The organism is Pseudoalteromonas nigrifaciens, assembly GCF_002221505.1.
GTDB classification, from domain to species: domain Bacteria; phylum Pseudomonadota; class Gammaproteobacteria; order Enterobacterales; family Alteromonadaceae; genus Pseudoalteromonas; species Pseudoalteromonas nigrifaciens.
Genome location: NZ_CP011036.1, coordinates 3,250,598 through 3,271,529 on the forward strand (window position 1 = coordinate 3,250,598; position 20,932 = coordinate 3,271,529).

Below are 20,932 nucleotides of genomic sequence, written 5' to 3' on the forward strand. Positions count from 1 at the left end.
TTAGGTTAGTATTTACACTACTAATTTTTGAGATTTTAAGGACAAACCATGAATGCTCTTACTCGTATTAGCCACTTTTTTATTGTGGCGTTACTTATAACATTTAGCCTTAACAGCTATGCTGCTCCTGCGTTATACAAAATAGAAAAAAACGGAGTTAATTCCTATTTATTTGGCACTGTGCACGTAGGCGACGCCAGCATGCAAGGCTTGCCTAAAAATGTAACTGATGCAATTGATGCAAGCTCTCAAGTTATTGTAGAGGTAGATATAAACAAACTAACGCCACTGCAAATGCAGCAGCGCTCTATGCCATTCATGCTACTAAAAAACGGTAAAACATTGCAAACTGAGCTCTCTGCAGAAAATTACAATAAACTTAAAGATTATTTTGCCAAAAAGTCGATTGATGTGGCTATGTTTAATGGCTTAAAGCCATGGGCGGTAATGGTAACTATGATGCAAATTGAGTTTCAAAATGCCGGTTATTCAGATAAAACAGGTATTGATAAGCAAGTACTCGCTTACGCCAAAAATAAAGATATTAAAGTAGGGGAGCTGGAGACTCTTGAACAACAACTACAAATGTTTGATGGTATGGAATTATTAAGTAATGAAATGATTGCAGAAACCTTTGAGCAGCTTGCCGACATTAATACCTACTTTATTAAGCTAGTTGATGCCTGGAAAAATGGCGATATGCAAACTCTAACCAATTATTACAATACTAGTTTTGATGATAGTAATTACGGTGAAATTAGTGAGCAAGTAATGCTCATTAACCGCAACAACAACTGGATTAAACAACTAACACCACGTTTAGTAAACGAGCAACTATTTATTGCCGTCGGCGCACTGCACTTACCTGAACAACACGGCTTACTTAAACAATTAAAAGATAAAGGTTTTAACGTTACTCGTCTTTAAAATAAAAAATAGGTTGAGTGATTTTTCATTCAACCTTTCTCTCAGTTTTAATTAAAATCTTCCATTTTTAAGTAATTCTCTATACCGTTAATTTTATCTGCCGCATGATGATTTACATAAATTACCGTGCTGCTGCCTGCGGCGCATATTTTTTCAATCAATAATAGCACTCGCTGTCGGTTTGCCTCATCTAACCCTAAACAGGGCTCGTCTAAAATAAGCAAGGTTGGGTGCTTAACCATAGCGCGGGCAATAAGTAACAATCGCTGATCGCCATACGATAACTGAGTAAACGAGGTATTATATTGCTCCTCCAAACCTATTAGCGCGAGCCATTGTTTGGCAATATTAATTTGTGCATCACTTGGGGTTTGATACAAACCTATACTGTCGTAAAAGCCAGAAACAATAGTATTTAATGCCGAAATACTCACCCTATAATCCATGTGTAGCGCATTCGATATAAAGCCAATATGTTGCTTTATATCCCAAATACTCTCCCCCGTGCCACGCTTAAAGCCAAACACTTCAATATTGTTGTTATAACACTGCGGATTATCGCCAGTAATTAAATTTAATAAGCAGGTTTTACCTGAGCCATTTTTACCACTTAACTGCCAATGCTGATGTTTATTAATAGTCCAATCAAGCCCTGTAAAAATACTCAAACCACTATAACTTACACTTGCTTGGCTTAGCTTTACCAAGGTATTGCCCGTAAACACCCCTTGAACTTGCGCGCTATCTCGCTCTGGAATATTCAGTTGGCTGTGCTCTAAGTGCAGTAACTTGAGTAAATCGGCTACTTGCTCTGCATTTGGATGCGCTAAAATAGACTGTAAACACCCTTGATTTACATAACCATAATGAGTAATAAAAGCAGGGATTTCGTCTACACGATTCACTACAAACACAAAACTAATATATTCACTTAATTGCGCCAAAATGACATTAAGCGCAGTACTCGACTCTACATCAAGCCCGTCAAAGGGTTCATCAAGCACCACTAAATTAGGCCGCGAACTCAGCGCTTTAATTAATAATAACTTTCGAGTTTCACCGGTTGAAAGCTCTCTAAAATGACGAGCTAGTAATTTCTCAAAGTCTAATATGTTAATTAAACGCTGCGCCAAATCGATATCATAATTGGCTGTACCCAATAACAGCTCTTTCACTGAGCTTTGTTTGTCATTTTTTAGTTCTTTATTAATAAGCTGTTTTTGCGCATCAGATGAAACCAATTGCACAGCATCTATACTGCAACGGCGCTTACCACTACTGTGCTTAGCTTCGCCAGCTAACGCAGCAGTAATAGCTGACTTGCCGGCACCATTAGCGCCAAGTAACAACCAATGCTCGCCTTGGTTAACCTGCCAACTTAGGTCATTAATATGGTAACGACTTTGCCCTTGACCTTGTAAATAGCCACTAAATGCTTGAAGCTGAATTGACTGCACTGTTTACTCTTATTATTTATTCTACTTAATTTAAATTACCGCAAAGTTAAACTTCGAAGCAACCGCTATTTCCTGCACTGTAAATTATTTCAAGTAATAAACAGCAAGCAATAAAAAGCCCAGCAACTTAGTGCTGGGCTTGCGTTTAGTTCATTAAAACTAGCGGTTTTCTAAGCGATTATAGTCAAACATACCGTATTCAACACCACGATACTGCTTAGCAGCCCGATGTAAAATGTCGCTATACTGCCAAAATTGTGGATGAGTACGGCGAATGCCAAACTTAGATTTTAACGCACGATAATCAGCTTCAATTTGCATCAGTGGTAACTGCTCTGCAAATGCTGCAACTTGCTGTTGATTATTTAAATACCAAATAGCACTTGGATAATCCCCAATAAAACCAGGAACTAGAGTGACAGTATCTTCTTCAAAAGCTCGCTGACCTTCTTCGTTAAGTAAGCTAGAGATATTGTAATGTGCGTTATGATGAATAATGGTATACGCTTTATGGCTATTGTCTGTTTGCTTAACCAATACATAAGATACAGGTGGCAATAAGTTAATTGCCTTAACAGGCATAGTATTAATACTTGCTAACGGCCCAGAAACGCTAGTGTAATCGTAATGTTCACTAAGTACGGGCGATAATGCCGCTTTAATTAAGCCATAAAGCTCATGTTGCGGATCATCGGTTTTATAAACTATTCCGCTAGGTTGGCTAAACTCTTGGTTACTTTTAAAGAACTTAGATAAGCTAGGCGGTGACTTACGATACCAACTACTTTTAATTTGCTCTCGTTTATCTTCAGGTAATAGGCCAAGAAAGTTACCCTCTCCCTCTAAACGTAAAAAATCCATATATAAACGTGTAACGAGTTGGTGCCCTACATTGCCATATACATCAAATCCAGCAACCAATAAATAGTGAATGCGCTCAAATAAAGCATAATCAAGCACCCACATAGTTTTAGGCTCTTGTCCAATTAAGCCTTTCACAACCGTGGCACTGTCTGAGTGACGAAATACAGTTAACGCAGCATTTTTATTAACACCATCACCTTTCCACAATAAATTAGTGGTTAAGTGATCGCCATTTTTAAACAGCTCATTAGCCAGCTCAACTTTAGCTTTTAAGTAACGTTTTTCGCGCACCGAATATTTAATCCAGCTTTTAATCGCTAATGCGTTACTTTCTTCAGCGGCAGGTAGCTCAAGCGCATCTTCGTGCTGAATCAGCATTTCACCTACAGCAGGAGTAGCCACTTTTTTAGGATCAGCAAATGCAACCCAAAAATGATCATTTATGACGTTAAGTGCAATTTGCCCACGACAAACCGGCCCTTTAATAAAGCCCATAATTATTAACTCAGCTTCATCAAGCATAAACTGATATTTTGAGTCGATTGGAATCACTTCATAGGTTTTAAAAGGATTAGAGGCAGCCTTTGGCTCATAGCTTGGCATGCTCGCTACCGTATATTCAGGCTCTATAAACTGCTGATATAAACGCGTTAGCTTTGCATCATTTAATTTAAGTGGCAAATGTGTTTTTGACAAAATAGTTGAGCGTTCATGCATCATTCGATAGTAAACACGTTCAACATTAGGATCATCATAAGGACGACGTGTGCTAATGAGTTTAATATCTTCACCGGGTGGTGTACTTGAGCGCACTAATTTAAAAAAGGTTTGCGTGTTTTCTGGAGTGAAATAGATATTTGCTAAAAACCAATGCTCGTAAATATAACGCGCAGAAAGCTGATACTTTAAACTATCTTGATTTAAAAATGCTTCCCAACGCTTAATTTGTTGTAGCTCAAACGCTGTTGGCGGTGCAATATTGGCCATTTTACCACCGTTTTTCAGCCAATTTTGTAAGTGCTTAAATTCCTCACGCGATACACCTGGCAAACCATAAGGCATACCACCATGTGGTTGATCATCCGCCAACCTATCAAACTCTCCCATAGTGGCACAGGTTTGAGAGCGACTTAACGAAAAATCAAAATCATCATCATCAAGTACTTCATTGTTAGCAATATCAGAGCTTTGCTTTAGCACTAAGCTATTAAATAACACACTGCCTGCTAAGTTTGCTTCTAAGCTTTGCTCGCGCTCATTTAGCACCGGCGAAAAACCTTTATCACGCCATTGCTGGGTATTATCTGCATCAAACAGCAAACGGCTCGGTGTAGTGGCTAATAAACGCGTACCATCATAGACCAGCTCTTTACTTAAACCTCTATCAATGCCTTCGGGAGATGAGAGCTTAAGCTGACATGGCGCATCGTAGCAACCGTGGCAAACTACACAGCGTGTATCAAGCACTGGCTTTACATTTTGTAAAAAATCAGCCCCCTCAATTGTACTATGTAAAACCATACGATCTTGTGTTTGCTCAGGGCCAAATAAATCATTGTAATGAGCATTACCTAAATACGCACAGCCACTTAAAATAATCAGTATTAGCGTACTTATTACGACTTTTCTCATCATTCGTCCTCATCGCCTAAATCAAACGTAGGCATCATATCCATTTGTGGAGAAACAAATGTTTGTTGATCTGCTGTAATCAGTACTGCACTTAATAATGGCCCGCGGGTTAAAGTTAATTGTGCATCATGCTGTTGCTCTGCAATATCTGCCAGTTCAGGGTTAACTATTGTTAACTGATAGCTCTCGACACTAATTGCTATACTACTGTCTTCACTAGGGTTTTGACATAGTTGAGTCAGTAATTCGTCATCTAGTGGCAATGAAATTTCAAAGTCAGGTTGCTCTAAATCTCTGTCACTTAAAGTGTCATCAAAAAGAAATAAAGGAAGGGTTAAAGTGCTATTTTGTTCAAATTCCATTGTGCTGATTCTCTCAATACGGCTATACAGGCTATTTATAAAACAATTATAGCAAATAATAAGATCAAAAATTAGCGAAAGTTATCAACAGTAACTACGCCTATGTGCTGTATTTAGTGATAAAAAACGAATAACTACATTATCAATTCAATCATACTCACAAGTTAAGTTTAACCTTATTCGCCGGTGGTGATTTTTTTTATGATTTTATCATCGGGTATCGCGTTGCTCGCCCGACCTACGTGTTAGGTGTTGGATGAGTGTATATTAATTATACGAACCTCACTTTCCTGCAGACGTAAAAAAGCCCGACTATTTCTAGTCGAGCTTTCTATAATTTGGAGCCTGGTAATGTCGTAGTGCCCACAGCGGTGGAGAGTCACAGTGCAAATGCACTAAACTCATTGGCTAGTGATGATGTTTTTATGATTTGAGTGTCGGGTGTCGCTACGCTCGCCCAACCTACGCGGGAGAATTGTGTACATTATTCATCCACATTTCACTTTCCTGCAGACGTAAAAAAACCCGAATCGTTAAATTCGGGCTTTCTACAATTTGGAGCCTGGCAATGTCCTACTTTCACATAGCAAATGCTACACTATCATCGGCGCTGTTTCGTTTCACTACTGAGTTCGGCATGGGGTCAGGTGGGTCCAAAACGCTATTGTTACCAAGCAAATTAGGGCGTTAATTCGTATCTCTACAAATTAACTGAATTTGGAAAATATCTGATAATATTTTTTAAGTCTTTGCGTAAATATCTACTTTAGTCATATTAACTTCTTGCTTGAACTGTCACATAAAACGCGTTTGGCGTTGTATGGTTAAGCCTCACGGGTAATTAGTACAAGTTAGCTTAATGCCTCACAGCACTTCCACATCTTGCCTATCAACGTTGTAGTCTCCAACGGCCCTTCAGAGAGCTTATAGCTCTAGTGAGAAATCATCTCGAGGCCTGCTTCGCGCTTAGATGCTTTCAGCGCTTATCAGTTCCGAACGTAGCTACCGGGCAATGCCATTGGCATGACAACCCGAACACCAGCGGTTCGTTCACTCCGGTCCTCTCGTACTAGGAGCAACCCCTCTCAATTCTCAAACGCCCACGGCAGATAGGGACCGAACTGTCTCACGACGTTCTAAACCCAGCTCGCGTACCACTTTAAATGGCGAACAGCCATACCCTTGGGACCGACTTCAGCCCCAGGATGTGATGAGCCGACATCGAGGTGCCAAACACCGCCGTCGATATGAACTCTTGGGCGGTATCAGCCTGTTATCCCCGGAGTACCTTTTATCCGTTGAGCGATGGCCCTTCCATTCAGAACCACCGGATCACTATGACCTACTTTCGTACCTGCTCGACGTGTCTGTCTCGCAGTTAAGCTGGCTTCTACCATTACACTAACCGTACGATGTCCGACCGTACTTAGCCAACCTTCGTGCTCCTCCGTTACTCTTTAGGAGGAGACCGCCCCAGTCAAACTACCCACCAGGCACTGTCCGTAACCCCGATTCAGGGGCCAACGTTAGAACATCAAAACTACAAGGGTGGTATTTCAAGGTTGACTCCAACAAAACTAGCGTCTCATCTTCAAAGTCTCCCACCTATCCTACACATGTAGGTTCAATGTTCAGTGCCAAGCTGTAGTAAAGGTTCACGGGGTCTTTCCGTCTAGCCGCGGGTACACAGCATCTTCACTGCGATTTCAATTTCACTGAGTCTCGGGTGGAGACAGCGTGGCCATGGTTACACCATTCGTGCAGGTCGGAACTTACCCGACAAGGAATTTCGCTACCTTAGGACCGTTATAGTTACGGCCGCCGTTTACCGGGGCTTCGATCAAGAGCTTCTCCCTAAGGATAACCCCATCAATTAACCTTCCGGCACCGGGCAGGTGTCACACCGTATACGTCATCTTGCGATTTTGCACAGTGCTGTGTTTTTAATAAACAGTCCCAGCCACCTGGTCACTGCGGCTCCCGTCCGCTTAGAGAGCAAGTCTCATCACAGATAGGAGCGTACCTTCTCCCGAAGTTACGGTACGATTTTGCCTAGTTCCTTCACCCGAGTTCTCTCAAGCGCCTTAGTATTCTCTACCTGACCACCTGTGTCGGTTTGGGGTACGATTCCATATAATCTGAAGCTTAGAGGCTTTTCCTGGAAGTATGGCATCAGCAACTTCATCACCGTAGTGACTCGTCTCGTGTCTCAGGTTTAGTGTTCGTCCGGATTTACCTAAACAAACGCCCTACTCACTTTCACATGGACTACCAACGCCATGCTTGCTTAGCCTGCTCCGTCCCCCCATCGCAATTATATCGAGTACAGAAATATTAATCTGTTTCCCATCGACTACGCCTTTCGGCCTCGCCTTAGGGGTCGACTTACCCTACCCTGATTAACATGGGATAGGAACCCTTGGTCTTCCGGCGTGGGAGTTTTTCACTCCCATTATCGTTACTCATGTCAGCATTCGCACTTCTGATACCTCCAGCATCCCTCCCGGCACACCTTCAACGGCTTACAGAACGCTCCCCTACCACTCATCCTAAGATGAATCCGCAGCTTCGGTGCATAGTTTAGCCCCGTTACATCTTCCGCGCAGACCGACTCGACCAGTGAGCTATTACGCTTTCTTTAAAGGATGGCTGCTTCTAAGCCAACCTCCTGGCTGTCTGGGCCTTTCCACATCGTTTCCCACTTAACTATGACTTTGGGACCTTAGCTGGCGGTCTGGGTTGTTTCCCTCTTCACGACGGACGTTAGCACCCGCCGTGTGTCTCCCGGATATTACTTTACGGTATTCGGAGTTTGCAAAGGGTTGGTAAGTCGGGATGACCCCCTAGCCTTAACAGTGCTCTACCCCCGTAAGTATTCGTCCGAGGCTCTACCTAAATAGATTTCGGGGAGAACCAGCTATCTCCCGGTTTGATTAGCCTTTCACTCCTAACCACAAGTCATCCCCTAACTTTTCAACGTTAGTGGGTTCGGTCCTCCAGTTGATGTTACTCAACCTTCAACCTGCTCATGGCTAGATCACCGGGTTTCGGGTCTATACCTTGCAACTATTCGCCCAGTTAAGACTCGGTTTCCCTACGGCTACCCTAATCGGTTAACCTCGCTACAAAATATAAGTCGCTGACCCATTATACAAAAGGTACGCAGTCACCCAACAAGTGGGCTCCTACTGCTTGTACGTACACGGTTTCAGGTTCTATTTCACTCCCCTCACAGGGGTTCTTTTCGCCTTTCCCTCACGGTACTGGTTCACTATCGGTCAGTTGGGAGTATTTAGCCTTAGATGATGGTCCACCTATATTCAGTCAAAGTTTCACGTGCTCCGACCTACTCGATTTCACTTAAAATGTCTTTTCATGTACGGGACTATCACCCTGTATCGTGGCGCTTTCCAGCAGCCTTCCATTAACACATAATAAGCTTAAGGGCTGTTCCGATTTCGCTCGCCGCTACTTTCGGAATCTCGGTTGATTTCTTTTCCTACGGGTACTTAGATGTTTCAGTTCTCCGCGTTCGCCTCGTTAACCTATGTATTCAGTTAACGATACCTGCAAGCAGGTGGGTTTCCCCATTCGGAAATCCTAGTCTCAAGTGCTTTTTACTAGCTTGACTAGGCTTATCGCAAGTTAATACGTCCTTCATCGCCTCCAACTGCCAAGGCATCCACCGTGTACGCTTAGTCACTTAACCATACAACCCAAACGGGTCTTTGTTGTGTGACAGTTTAACTTCGCCAGAAGTCAATATTGAATACTAAAGTAGATACCAATCAATCAACTCAAAGAGTTAATTAAATGGCACTGAATGGTACTGCTACCATTCTTTTTTTACTTTTGAAAACTCTTGATAAATAACAATGTTATTCATCAGAATTTTATTATCAGCTTTTCCAAATTTTTAAAGAGCATATTAATTAGTTATTCCGAAGAACAAGCACTAATTAACAATCATCTGTGTGGACACTACGAACAAATAAGTTCTAAATCGTATAAGGAGGTGATCCAGCCCCAGGTTCCCCTAGGGCTACCTTGTTACGACTTCACCCCAGTCATGAATCACTCCGTGGTAAACGTCCTCCCGAGGGTTAGACTATCTACTTCTGGAGCAACCCACTCCCATGGTGTGACGGGCGGTGTGTACAAGGCCCGGGAACGTATTCACCGCGTCATTCTGATACGCGATTACTAGCGATTCCGACTTCATGGAGTCGAGTTGCAGACTCCAATCCGGACTACGACGCACTTTAAGTGATTCGCTTACCTTCGCAGGTTCGCAGCACTCTGTATGCGCCATTGTAGCACGTGTGTAGCCCTACACGTAAGGGCCATGATGACTTGACGTCGTCCCCACCTTCCTCCGGTTTATCACCGGCAGTCTCCTTAGAGTTCTCAGCATTACCTGCTAGCAACTAAGGATAGGGGTTGCGCTCGTTGCGGGACTTAACCCAACATCTCACAACACGAGCTGACGACAGCCATGCAGCACCTGTATCAGAGTTCCCGAAGGCACCAAACCATCTCTGGTAAGTTCTCTGTATGTCAAGTGTAGGTAAGGTTCTTCGCGTTGCATCGAATTAAACCACATGCTCCACCGCTTGTGCGGGCCCCCGTCAATTCATTTGAGTTTTAACCTTGCGGCCGTACTCCCCAGGCGGTCTACTTAATGCGTTAGCTTTGAAAAACAGAACCGAGGCTCCGAGCTTCTAGTAGACATCGTTTACGGCGTGGACTACCGGGGTATCTAATCCCGTTTGCTCCCCACGCTTTCGTACATGAGCGTCAGTGTTGACCCAGGTGGCTGCCTTCGCCATCGGTATTCCTTCAGATCTCTACGCATTTCACCGCTACACCTGAAATTCTACCACCCTCTATCACACTCTAGTTTGCCAGTTCGAAATGCAGTTCCCAGGTTGAGCCCGGGGCTTTCACATCTCGCTTAACAAACCGCCTGCGTACGCTTTACGCCCAGTAATTCCGATTAACGCTCGCACCCTCCGTATTACCGCGGCTGCTGGCACGGAGTTAGCCGGTGCTTCTTCTGTCAGTAACGTCACAGCTAGCAGGTATTAACTACTAACCTTTCCTCCTGACTGAAAGTGCTTTACAACCCGAAGGCCTTCTTCACACACGCGGCATGGCTGCATCAGGCTTGCGCCCATTGTGCAATATTCCCCACTGCTGCCTCCCGTAGGAGTCTGGGCCGTGTCTCAGTCCCAGTGTGGCTGATCATCCTCTCAAACCAGCTAGGGATCGTCGCCTTGGTGAGCCATTACCTCACCAACTAGCTAATCCCACTTGGGCCAATCTAAAGGCGAGAGCCGAAGCCCCCTTTGGTCCGTAGACATTATGCGGTATTAGCAGTCGTTTCCAACTGTTGTCCCCCACCTCAAGGCATGTTCCCAAGCATTACTCACCCGTCCGCCGCTCGTCAGCAAAGTAGCAAGCTACTTTCTGTTACCGCTCGACTTGCATGTGTTAGGCCTGCCGCCAGCGTTCAATCTGAGCCATGATCAAACTCTTCAATTAAAAAGTTTTATGTCTTTCGACAGCTCAATGAATTCTGAATTTATTTTAATATCTTTCGATATTGAATTGACTGTGCCGAATAATTACCGAAATAACTATTCTGTTGGTCACTCAGTTTTCAATTGAGACTCTAATTTGTTTGCCTCGCTAATTACCCATAAAGAGTAAGTAGATTGGCTGTTAGAACTCAATCTGTACGAGTGCCCACACAGATGATTGCTTTATATTGTTAAAGAACGTTTTGAGTCGCTTTAGCGTCTCAAGGGATGCGTATAATACATCCTTTATTTTTCGAGTCAACACTTAGTTTTAAACTTTCTTTCGACAATTTAAAACCGAAGTTTTATTTAACTCTCTGAGTAGTTCGTGCCTTGCTATGCATCGGCGTTTCCCTTCTCAGTGGGGTCGCATTATAGGGAGATCCGAAAACAGATCAACTGTTTTTTAAAGAAAACTTGAAATAAACTGCTGTTCGCTGAGTATTTGAGCTAAACACGTTAAAAATACAACATAACTAGCAAGCTATTAACAACTAAAGATATTTTTATACCTTCTCATATTTAAAAGTAGGGTTAAACGATCTTTATATAAAGGCTAATGCCCCAGATGATCACGACGATCGACAATGCAAGTGTTACTGCAGCAGATCCCATATCTTTGGCTCTACCTGATAATACATGCCGCTCTGTGCTTACCCGATCGGTTAGGGCTTCAATTGCGGAGTTTAATAATTCGACTATAAGCATAATCAGTAGCGTACTAACAAGTAGTGCCCAATGAAGTAATGACGAAGCTAACCAAAATGATAGTGGTAACAAAATAATGCATAGGAGTAGCTCTTGTCTAAATGCGACTTCTTCTTTAAACGCGGCTTTAAAGCCAAGGTACGAACAATAGCTTGCTTTAAAAACACGCTTGAGACCGAGGCCATTTGGTTTTAATACATCTTTCATTAATAAACTCTATAAATGAAGGTCAAAATAAAGCCCCGCATTGCGAGGCTTTTATTTACGCTACACCATATTGGTCGCGGTAAGCTTTAACTGAGGCTAAATGCTGATCCATAGTCCCTTGGGTTTCAAGGTAACTAATTAGATCTGCTAGTTTTACAATAGAGATGACTTTGGTATTAAAGTCTCGTTCAACTTCTTGAATAGCTGATAACTCGGCTTTACCTTTTTCTTGGCGATCAAGGGCGATCAATACACCACTTAGATCTGCGCCATTCTCTGCGATAATTTCCATCGACTCACGAATAGCAGTGCCGGCGGTGATCACATCATCCACTAGCATGATTTTACCTTTAAGTTCAGAGCCTACTAATGTGCCACCCTCACCGTGTGCTTTTTTCTCTTTACGATTAAAACAATAAGGTACATCTTTATTGTAATGATCTGCTAAAGCAACTGCGGTTGTCGTTGCAATAGGAATACCTTTATAAGCAGGGCCAAATAATACATCGTACTCAATGGCGGCATCTTCTAATGCTGCAGCATAAAAACGGCCTAAACGCGCTAAATCTCGTCCTGTATTAAATAAACCAGCATTAAAAAAGTACGGGCTAGTGCGGCCTGACTTTAAAGTAAATTCACCAAACTTTAATACCTGCTTTTCTAAAGCGAACTCAATAAACTCTATTTGATAATCTTTCATATACAGTGATCCTTTGCGTTATGCTAATGCTTGCTTTTGTACGTCGATAATTTCACGAATAGAGTGCTTAGCTAATGTAAGTAACTCATCGAGTTCGTCGAACGAAAACGGTTCACCTTCGGCAGTTCCTTGAATTTCGATAATTTTGCCGGTTTCGGTCAGAATGACGTTCATATCGGTTTCTGCTGCTGAATCTTCTATGTACTCTAGATCACTAATGGCTTGGCCTTTATAGATGCCTACCGAAATTGCTGCAATCATGTATTTAAGTGGGTTTGAATTGATCATCCCTTTAGCACGCATATGCGTAAGTGCGTCAACTAATGCAACACAGGCACCACTAATAGATGCGGTACGTGTTCCGCCATCAGCTTGAATAACATCGCAATCAATAGTAATAGTGTTTTCGCCAAGCGCTTTTAAATCAACAGCAGCACGAAGTGCACGCGCAATTAAGCGTTGAATTTCCATAGTACGACCGCCTTGTTTTCCACGCGCCGCTTCACGGGCATTACGTGTGTGCGTTGCACGCGGTAACATACCGTATTCTGCATTGATCCAACCTTTACCTTGGCCTTTCATAAAACGAGGTACACCCGATTCAACTGTGGCAGTACAAAGCACCTTAGTATTACCAAACTCAACAAGTACTGAGCCTTCTGCATGCAAAGTATAATTACGTGTAAATGTAACAGGTCTAATTTGGTTAGCTGTTCTTTCGCTTGGACGCATTGACGATCCCCTTAATTCAGAATTTGCGACATTATAAGTGCATGTCGGTGTAGATGCCATGCTGATTGTAAAATATTCAGTCTATTAAATTTTCCCTAGAGCTTAAGCAGTGTTACGGTATAATCATTGTAATATTGTATTTATTAATTTTAGGAAACTATCCATGATCCACAGTATGACTGCTTACGCGCGTCGCGAAATAAAAGGCGATTGGGGCACCGGCACTTGGGAAGTTCGTTCAGTGAACCAGCGCTACCTTGAAACATTTATTCGTGCCCCAGAGCAATTTCGTGGCATGGAGCCAGTAATTCGTGAGCGCTTACGTAAACATTTACAACGCGGTAAAGTTGAAGTTTTCTTAAAGTTTGTAGCAAACCCTGCGCATGTTGGCGAGCTGTCAATAAATGAAGCACTTGCAGAGCAGCTAATAAATAGTGCTAAGTGGGTACAACAACACAGTGATGGTGACATTAACCCAGTTGATATACTACGCTGGCCTGGTGTTATGGAAGCACAAGAGCTTGATATGGATAGTGTAAATACTGCTCTTATTGCAGGCTTTGACCAAGTAGTAGAAGATTTTAAATCTGCACGTGGTGATGAAGGTGAAAACCTACAAGAGATGATAGCTACTCGCCTTGAAGCTATTTTAGAGCAAGTAGCTATTGTAGAAACGCACATGCCTGAAATTGCCAAATGGCAGCGCGAAAAGTTAGCGCAAAAACTCGAAGATTTAACGGCTAATATTGACGAATCACGCCTTGAACAAGAGCTTATTTATTTAGCTCAAAAGCAAGATGTGGCTGAAGAATTAGATCGCTTAAAGTCGCATGTTAAAGAAACCAAAAAAATTCTTACAAAAGGCGGGGCATGTGGTCGTCGTTTAGACTTTATGATGCAAGAGTTTAACCGCGAAGCAAACACATTAGCATCTAAGTCTATCAATAGTGACATTACTACTGCCGCTGTAGAGCTAAAAGTGCTGATTGAGCAAATGCGTGAGCAGATCCAAAATATTGAGTAATGCTTTAATGTTCAAGCCTTAAAATTGAGCACTAAGAGTTAATTAAAGTGCAATAGTGTTATTAAAGGCTTGAGTTATTTATAACTCAAGCCTATTTATTTTAGATAGAGAAAAACATGGCTCAAACTCGCGGAAACTTATTTATTTTATCGGCACCATCGGGAGCGGGTAAATCAAGCTTAATAAATGCGTTATTGAAAAAGCATACGGATATGAAGGTATCTGTATCACACACGACTCGCGCTAAACGACCTGGTGAAGAGAATGGTGTACATTACCATTTTGTATCAACCGATGAGTTTAAAGCACTCATAACTAAAGATGACTTTTTTGAATGGGCGCAAGTGTTTGATAACTACTATGGCACATCAAAACAAGCTATTGAGTCGCAACTAGATGCTGGTATTGACGTGTTTTTAGATATTGATTGGCAGGGCGCGCAGCAAGTGCGTAAAATTATGCCTAGTGTACAAACTATTTTTATTTTACCGCCTTCAAAAGCAGAACTAGAGCAACGCTTGAATAACCGTGGCCAAGACTCGCAAGAAATTATTGCTGGGCGTATGGCACAAGCGCAATCAGAAACGTCACATTACAACGAATACGACTTTGTAATTGTTAATGATGACTTTGATACTGCACTAACCGACATAGAAACAATTGTTATGGCGCAGCGTTTAACATTAAAAATGCAAAGCGTTCGTCATCAAAGTTTACTAAATAGCTTACTTAAATAATGTAAGCTTTGCTTATATTGCTATTAAGCAAGTAAAACAGATAAAAATTAACCACTGGCTATTGGCGAAACAGGCTGCTTGCAGTAAACTACGCCTTTGCTTTTAAATTATTTTGGAGTGCTGAGATGGCCCGCGTAACAGTTGAAGATGCAGTAGATGCAATTGGTAATCGTTTTGACTTAATTTTAGTTGCGGCCCGTCGTGCCCGTCAAATTGCTGTTGGTGGTAAAAGACCACTAGTAGACCCTGAAAACGATAAGCCTACGGTAATTGCTTTACGTGAAATTGAATTAGGTTTGGTAGATAGCTCATCAATGGACGTTATTGATCGTGAAGAGCAACAACATCAAGAAGCAGCTGAATTAGCTGCTGTTGCTGCTATTGTTGGTGGCAACCAATAATCAACCTCCCGGTCTGATTTTAGCCAGCGGCGCAGTATTTCTTCACTAGCCGTTGGCAATCCTGTCTTTTCATCGTATATTCTTAACTTACCGTTTCCTATTTGCTTCACAAGAACATTGGAGTGTGAATGTATCTTTTTGAAGGTCTTAAAAAGAAAATCTCAGAATACTTGCCAGCCGCCGACGTTGAGCTGGTGCAAAAAGCCTATGTGGTAGCCCGAGAGGCCCATGAAGGACAAACTCGTTCAAGTGGCGAGCCCTACATAACTCATCCTGTTGAAGTAAGCCAAATTCTTGCAAGTATGCATCTTGACCATGAAACACTTATGGCTGCGTTGATGCATGATGTTATTGAAGATACTAATTTTAGCCAGCAAGACTTAGCTGAAATTTTTGGTGATACTGTTGCTGAATTAGTTGAAGGGGTAAGTAAGCTCGATAAACTTAGCTTTAAAGATAAAAAAGAATTCCAAGCTGAGAATTACCGCAAAATGATTATGGCAATGACCCAAGATATTCGGGTTATTTTAATCAAGCTTGCCGATCGTACGCACAATATGCGCACATTAGGCTCACTACGCCCTGATAAGCGCCGCCGTATTGCCCGCGAAACATTAGAAATTTATGCGCCAATAGCCAATCGTTTAGGTATTCATGATATTAAAAATGAGCTAGAAGACTTAGGTTTTCAGGCTTTATATCCGATGCGTCATCGTGCACTTAAATCTGAAGTAGCTAAAGCACGAGGTAATCGCAAGGAAGTTATTTCTAACATTCAAAACGAAATAGAAATGCGTCTTGAGCAATCAGGAATAAAGGCAACTGTGTCTGGCCGCGAAAAGCATATTTATAGCATTTATAAAAAAATGCTTAATAAAGAGCTGCTATTTAATGAAGTAATGGATATTTATGCGTTTAGAATCGCGGTTGAATCTATGGATATCTGTTATCGCGTTTTAGGCGTAGCGCATAATTTATATAAACCAATTGAAACACGCTTTAAAGATTATATTGCCGTGCCAAAAACAAATGGCTACCAGTCTTTACATACCTCTTTGGTGGGTCCGCATGGGATTCCGGTTGAAATTCAGATCCGTACCCATGACATGGATCATATGGCAGATAAAGGGGTCGCTGCACATTGGATGTATAAAAAAGCAAATGATGGTGGCGCTGGAAGTACTGCACAGCAACGTGCACGCCAATGGATGCAAAGCCTGTTAGAGTTACAGCAAAGCGCTGGCTCGTCGTTTGAGTTTGTTGAAAATGTAAAAACTGAATTATTCCCTGAAGAAATTTACGTATTTACACCTGATGGTCGTATTATTGAGCTACCTATGGGCGCAACAGCGGTTGATTTTGCTTATGCGGTGCATACTGACGTGGGCCACACTTGTGTTGGCGCACGTGTTAATCGCAAACCTTACCCGTTGAGTAAACCAATTGATACAGGGCAAACGATAGAAATAATTACCAGCTCTGGCGCTCACCCTAATGCAACTTGGCTAAACTTTATTGTTACAGGTAAAGCGCGCTTAGGGGTTCGTAATTACCTTAAAAGCCAGCATCACGAAGAAGCACTCCTTTTAGGCCGACGTTTACTCGATTCTGCATTGGGTGAAAGTAAGCTCGACAGTATTGCCCAAGAAAATATCGACAGAGTACTTAAAGAGCATGAGCTCACTACAGTACAAGCGTTATTAGTTGAGATTGGTTCTGGAAATTTAATGAGTATGCTAATTGCAAAACGTTTATTGCAAAACGAGGATGGTGATGTAGCCAATATTGCCAAGCAAGCTAAGGCAACCATTATTGGTACTGAAGGCATGCTGGTTAACTATTCTAAATGCTGCCGCCCTGTTCCTGGTGATGCTATTACTGCACACATCAGCCAAGGTAAAGGACTAACAGTTCATCGCCAAGAATGTAAAAACATTCGTGGGTGGGAAAATGATCGCTCTAAATACTTAGTGGTTAAATGGGATGACAACCCTGAAAAAGAATATATTGCGGCTTTACGTGTTGAAATTATTAACCACCAAGGTGCACTCGCTAAGTTAACTAATGTGGTTGCGACAACACAAGCTAATATTGTAGAAATTGCCACCGATGAAAAAGAAAGTAATTTATACGTGATAGATTTAGGGATTACCGTTAAAAACCGTATCCATGTTGCTAATATTATGCGTCGCATTCGTGTGATGCCTGATGTGCAAAAGGTCTATCGTAAAAAGTAAAATAGGAAACACATGAATAAAGCATTTATCTCTACCGACAAAGCACCTGCTGCAATTGGCACTTATAGCCAAGCAGTTAAAGTAGGCACTGCTGTTTATTTATCTGGTCAAATACCCTTAGTACCTGAGACGATGGAAGTCATATCAGAAGACTTTGCGCAGCAAACACACCAAGTATTTAAAAATATTGCTGCGGTATGTGAAGAAGCAGGTGGTCAAATTCAAGACTTAGTAAAAGTGAATATTTACCTTACCGACTTATCTAACTTTGCAATAGTTAACGAAGTAATGAGCCAATACTTTAAAAAACCATACCCTGCCCGTGCAGCTATTGGTGTAAGAGCTTTACCTAAAAATGTACAAGTTGAAATTGATGGAATTATGGAGTTACCTTCAACTAACTAATTTATTCTAAGAGCTATAGCCAAAGCTATAGCTCTTATTCTGCTACTTCCTGCGCATTATTACCCTCAATTCTTGACTCAAAAGTAAATTTCTAGCACTCTATTATTCTGTCATATAAACAAACTTAACTTTGATAGTAAAAAGGATTAACTCGTGTTTAAGCTTGCTCATAATGGAAATGTATTACTTGATATCGGTAAGCACTCGCCCCCTTCAGCCGCTTTTATAATTGAAGCACTAGAAGAGTCGAATTTTTGTGATTGTAAAATAGATTATGACTCTATAAATAACTTTTTTAAAAGTAAAAACCCTGAGCCTATCTTAGTAGTAGCAACTAAACACGATGCAATATTAAGCGTGACTATTAGTGATGACAAAATGCTCGCTATTGGCGAATTAACACTAGCTCAAGGCGGTAATGTTCTTAGTTTAGATGATGCAAAAATGCAGCTGGTAAAAGCGCGAGTAGCAAGAGGTTATAAACAAGCTTTTTTAGAAAAACTCCTGCAAAAACAATTTGAAATGCCTGCCGGAAGCTCAACTAAAGGCATTTTGGCTAAAGGCAGATTACCTATTGATGGCCAAGATACTAAATTTAATACTTTAGTAAAAACCCTTAAAGATCGTCTAAAAACACCAAAACTAAAAGATGATGGCAGTGTTGATATGCGCGACTTTGGTAAATTAGCCAGTGTAAGCCCCGGCGAAACACTTATTCGCCAGCAACCAGCCACGCCAGGTAAAGAAGGGTTTAATGTACTTGGCGACTTACTCCCAGCTAAATCAGGCGAGATACTTTCTTTAGTTTCTGGTGAAGGCACTGAAATATCAAAATCTAACCCACTTGAACTTGTCTCTACTATTGCTGGTGTACCGGTTGAAATAAATAATGGCATGCGTGTTGATGATATTTTTACCATATCGGAAGTTACAGTAAAAAGTGGTCATATTGATTTTAATGGCAGCGTTATTGTTAGTGGCAACATTGAGCCAGGTATGCGAGTAAAGGCTAAAGGCGATATTACTATTTTTGGTACTGTTGAGTCTGCGCAGTTAACAGCCGATGGTAACATTACCGTAAAACAAGGTATTATTGGCCATTATAAACCTGAAGATAAATCACTCTCTTGCGCGCTCAACTGTAAAGGTGACATCTATATTTCACATGCACAATATAGCTACCTTGAAGCAACTAATATACTCATTGAACGTCAAGCAAGTCACTGCTCAATAAAGGCTGTTAATTTATTGCAAGTTGGTCAAGCAGAGCTCCCCAAAGGCAGGCTCTTTGGCGGAGAAGTACTCAATGCAACAACCCTTATTGCTGGCGAAATAGGCAATGAGTCGGGTGCAAAAATGGTCATTAACTTAGCTGCATCGGGGGCCGAAATCACTGCTGATACCGATAATTGCTTTCAAGACTTAGCAAATACCGATAAACAACTTGATACCTTACAAGCCGCATTAGAAAAAGCCGATTTACTTAAGGATATAGAAAAAAAGAATATGCTTATTGGGAAAATTGGCGCGACTCAACAGCATTACTGCCAACAAGCCGAGCAGTTAGAAAAGCGCTTATCAAACCTAGAAAATAATTTACATGATTTATTGAATAATGCCAATTTAGCAGTTAACAGTGTTTTACATTCAGGTGTAGTGATACATATTTTTGATAAAGTACTCAAAACAACGCGAACTTATCCTCCGTGTAGTGTAAAGCTACAAAATAATAAAATTGAGGTAGAATTTAAAACGCATTAAAAATGAGTGCTTTTGAAGCACTCATTAAATCAACCTACTTAACTAAGGGGCTATTTAAATTTGTTAAATTGCCCAAGCAGTTATGCTAATTGGCTTTATTATTTATAACAAGCCATCGAATGCAGCATGAGTGTGCTGCGGCCATGCACTCACTTGTACTTGGCCAATATGTGGTTTTTGTAATAACAACATAACAAGACGAGATTGACCAATACCGCCACCAATTGTTTGCGGAAATTTATTTTGTATTAATGCCTTATGCCAATCAAACTCTAAACGGTCTTCGTCACTCGTCATACTTAATTGTTTTTGCAACACATCTGGACTAACGCGGATCCCCATAGAAGATAGCTCAAATGCGTCTTCTAATAATGGGTTCCACACTAAAATATCACCATTTAACCCTGCGTATTTGTCACAGGTTGGCGTTGACCAGTCATCGTAGTCTGGTGCTCTTACATCATGAATTTTACCATCACTCAATTTACCACCAATGCCAATTAAAAATACCGCCCCGTACTCTTGTGCAATCGCTTTTTCTCGTTGCTTAGCACTAAAATCTGGGTACATTTCTCGCAGCTCTTCGCTATGTACAAATGTAATACTGCTTGGCAAAAATGGCATAATACCAAATTTATCGCTAACAAATTGTTCCGTTTTTTTAATACCGGTATAGATTGCTTCAACTGTTTGTTTAAGTGTAGTTAGTGTGCGCTCGCTATCTTGGCAGATCACCTTTTCCCAATCCCATTGATCAACATATACTGAGTGAATAGGACTCAACGAGTCTTCATCTGGGCGTAACGCCTTCATTTGTGTATAAATGCCTTCACCATGAGAAAAGCTATGATCTCCTAATGTTTTACGTTTCCACTTTGCAAGTGAGTGCACTACTTCGTAACGGCTATCTGGAATAGCTTTTATATTTACAGCTACCGCATTTTCATGGCCACTTAAGTTGTCTTGAGTGCCATCGCCCACTCGAGCAAGTATAGGAGCTTGTACTTCTATTAATCCTAATTGCTGCTCTAGTTGCTGTGAAAAAAAATGCTTAACTTGACTTATTTGCTGCTGCTGCTGCACATAAAGTGAACTCATAATAATTGGCCTCATTCCCAGTTATTGTACTTTCGTAACTCATTGCGTCTTAAATAACGCTTCAATATGGTTATCGTAACAATTTAATTATTTAATTC

14 protein-coding genes and 3 rRNA genes are annotated in these 20,932 nt (G+C 41.4%); 7 read left to right on the top strand and 10 right to left on the bottom strand.

Annotated features, from left to right (window positions below; genetic code table 11):
• Window positions 1-48 precede the first annotated feature (48 nt).
• Entirely contained in the window at window positions 49-927 is an 879-nt protein-coding gene (locus tag PNIG_RS15330) for a TraB/GumN family protein (protein ID WP_011329420.1), read from the top strand.
• A 47-nt stretch (window positions 928-974) separates the two neighbouring features.
• Here the strand turns inward: PNIG_RS15330 and PNIG_RS15335 are convergent, their stop codons facing one another.
• From PNIG_RS15335 to rph, 9 genes are all read right to left on the bottom strand, one after another.
• Entirely contained in the window at window positions 975-2,384 is a 1,410-nt protein-coding gene (locus tag PNIG_RS15335; protein WP_089368832.1) for an ATP-binding cassette domain-containing protein, read from the bottom strand.
• Window positions 2,385-2,543: 159 nt separating this feature from the next.
• Complete coding sequence (locus tag PNIG_RS15340) at window positions 2,544-4,880, bottom strand: fatty acid cis/trans isomerase (protein WP_089368833.1); 2,337 nt, start codon at window positions 4,878-4,880, stop codon at window positions 2,544-2,546.
• Window positions 4,880-5,242: a hypothetical protein gene (locus PNIG_RS15345; RefSeq protein WP_089368834.1), complete on the bottom strand. Its 363-nt coding sequence runs from the start codon at window positions 5,240-5,242 to the stop codon at window positions 4,880-4,882. Before PNIG_RS15345 ends, PNIG_RS15340 begins: the two co-directional genes overlap by 1 nt.
• 560 nt (window positions 5,243-5,802) lie before the next feature.
• Window positions 5,803-5,917 (bottom strand): 5S ribosomal RNA (gene rrf / locus PNIG_RS15350).
• Window positions 5,918-6,062: 145 nt separating this feature from the next.
• A 23S ribosomal RNA gene (locus PNIG_RS15355) occupies window positions 6,063-8,951 on the bottom strand.
• 299 nt (window positions 8,952-9,250) lie between these two features.
• Window positions 9,251-10,786: ribosomal RNA gene (locus PNIG_RS15360) — 16S ribosomal RNA — on the bottom strand.
• The 16S, 23S and 5S rRNA genes sit together here, the layout of an rRNA operon.
• A 572-nt stretch (window positions 10,787-11,358) precedes the next feature.
• Window positions 11,359-11,739: a diacylglycerol kinase gene (locus PNIG_RS15365; RefSeq protein ID WP_011329424.1), complete on the bottom strand. Its 381-nt coding sequence runs from the start codon at window positions 11,737-11,739 to the stop codon at window positions 11,359-11,361.
• Window positions 11,740-11,794: 55 nt separating this feature from the next.
• On the bottom strand, window positions 11,795-12,439 hold the full coding sequence (gene pyrE, locus PNIG_RS15370) for an orotate phosphoribosyltransferase (RefSeq protein ID WP_089368835.1): 645 nt from the start codon (window positions 12,437-12,439) through the stop codon (window positions 11,795-11,797).
• Window positions 12,440-12,457: 18 nt separating this feature from the next.
• Window positions 12,458-13,171 (bottom strand): ribonuclease PH, encoded by a 714-nt coding sequence (rph, locus tag PNIG_RS15375; RefSeq protein ID WP_011329426.1) that lies wholly within the window; start codon window positions 13,169-13,171, stop codon window positions 12,458-12,460.
• A 163-nt stretch (window positions 13,172-13,334) separates the two neighbouring features.
• On the opposite strand from rph, the gene PNIG_RS15380 reads away from it, so the two are divergent.
• The 6 genes from PNIG_RS15380 (at window position 13,335) to PNIG_RS15405 (ending at window position 19,736) form a co-directional block, all read left to right on the top strand.
• Window positions 13,335-14,195 carry a YicC/YloC family endoribonuclease gene (locus PNIG_RS15380; RefSeq protein ID WP_011329427.1) on the top strand — a complete coding sequence of 287 codons (861 nt, stop codon included), beginning with the start codon at window positions 13,335-13,337 and terminating at the stop codon, window positions 14,193-14,195.
• 116 nt (window positions 14,196-14,311) lie between these two features.
• Window positions 14,312-14,932, top strand: a complete 621-nt coding sequence (gene gmk, locus PNIG_RS15385; RefSeq protein WP_011329428.1) for a guanylate kinase — start codon at window positions 14,312-14,314, stop codon at window positions 14,930-14,932.
• Between the two features lie 125 nt (window positions 14,933-15,057).
• A complete protein-coding gene (gene rpoZ / locus PNIG_RS15390) occupies window positions 15,058-15,333 on the top strand; it encodes a DNA-directed RNA polymerase subunit omega (protein WP_011329429.1) in 276 nt (91 codons plus the stop codon).
• A gap of 128 nt (window positions 15,334-15,461) precedes the next feature.
• Window positions 15,462-17,570: a bifunctional GTP diphosphokinase/guanosine-3',5'-bis pyrophosphate 3'-pyrophosphohydrolase gene (spoT, locus tag PNIG_RS15395; protein ID WP_011329430.1), complete on the top strand. Its 2,109-nt coding sequence runs from the start codon at window positions 15,462-15,464 to the stop codon at window positions 17,568-17,570.
• A 12-nt stretch (window positions 17,571-17,582) separates the two neighbouring features.
• Window positions 17,583-17,975, top strand: a complete 393-nt coding sequence (locus PNIG_RS15400) for a RidA family protein (RefSeq protein WP_011329431.1) — start codon at window positions 17,583-17,585, stop codon at window positions 17,973-17,975.
• Between the two features lie 153 nt (window positions 17,976-18,128).
• The gene (locus PNIG_RS15405; protein ID WP_089368836.1) at window positions 18,129-19,736 is read left to right on the top strand and encodes a DUF342 domain-containing protein; all 1,608 of its coding nucleotides are present in this window, start codon (window positions 18,129-18,131) and stop codon (window positions 19,734-19,736) included.
• Between the two features lie 102 nt (window positions 19,737-19,838).
• Here PNIG_RS15405 and asnA read toward each other — a convergent pair whose 3' ends face one another.
• Complete coding sequence (gene asnA / locus PNIG_RS15410; RefSeq protein ID WP_089368837.1) at window positions 19,839-20,834, bottom strand: aspartate--ammonia ligase; 996 nt, start codon at window positions 20,832-20,834, stop codon at window positions 19,839-19,841.
• Between the last annotated feature and the right edge of the window lie 98 nt (window positions 20,835-20,932).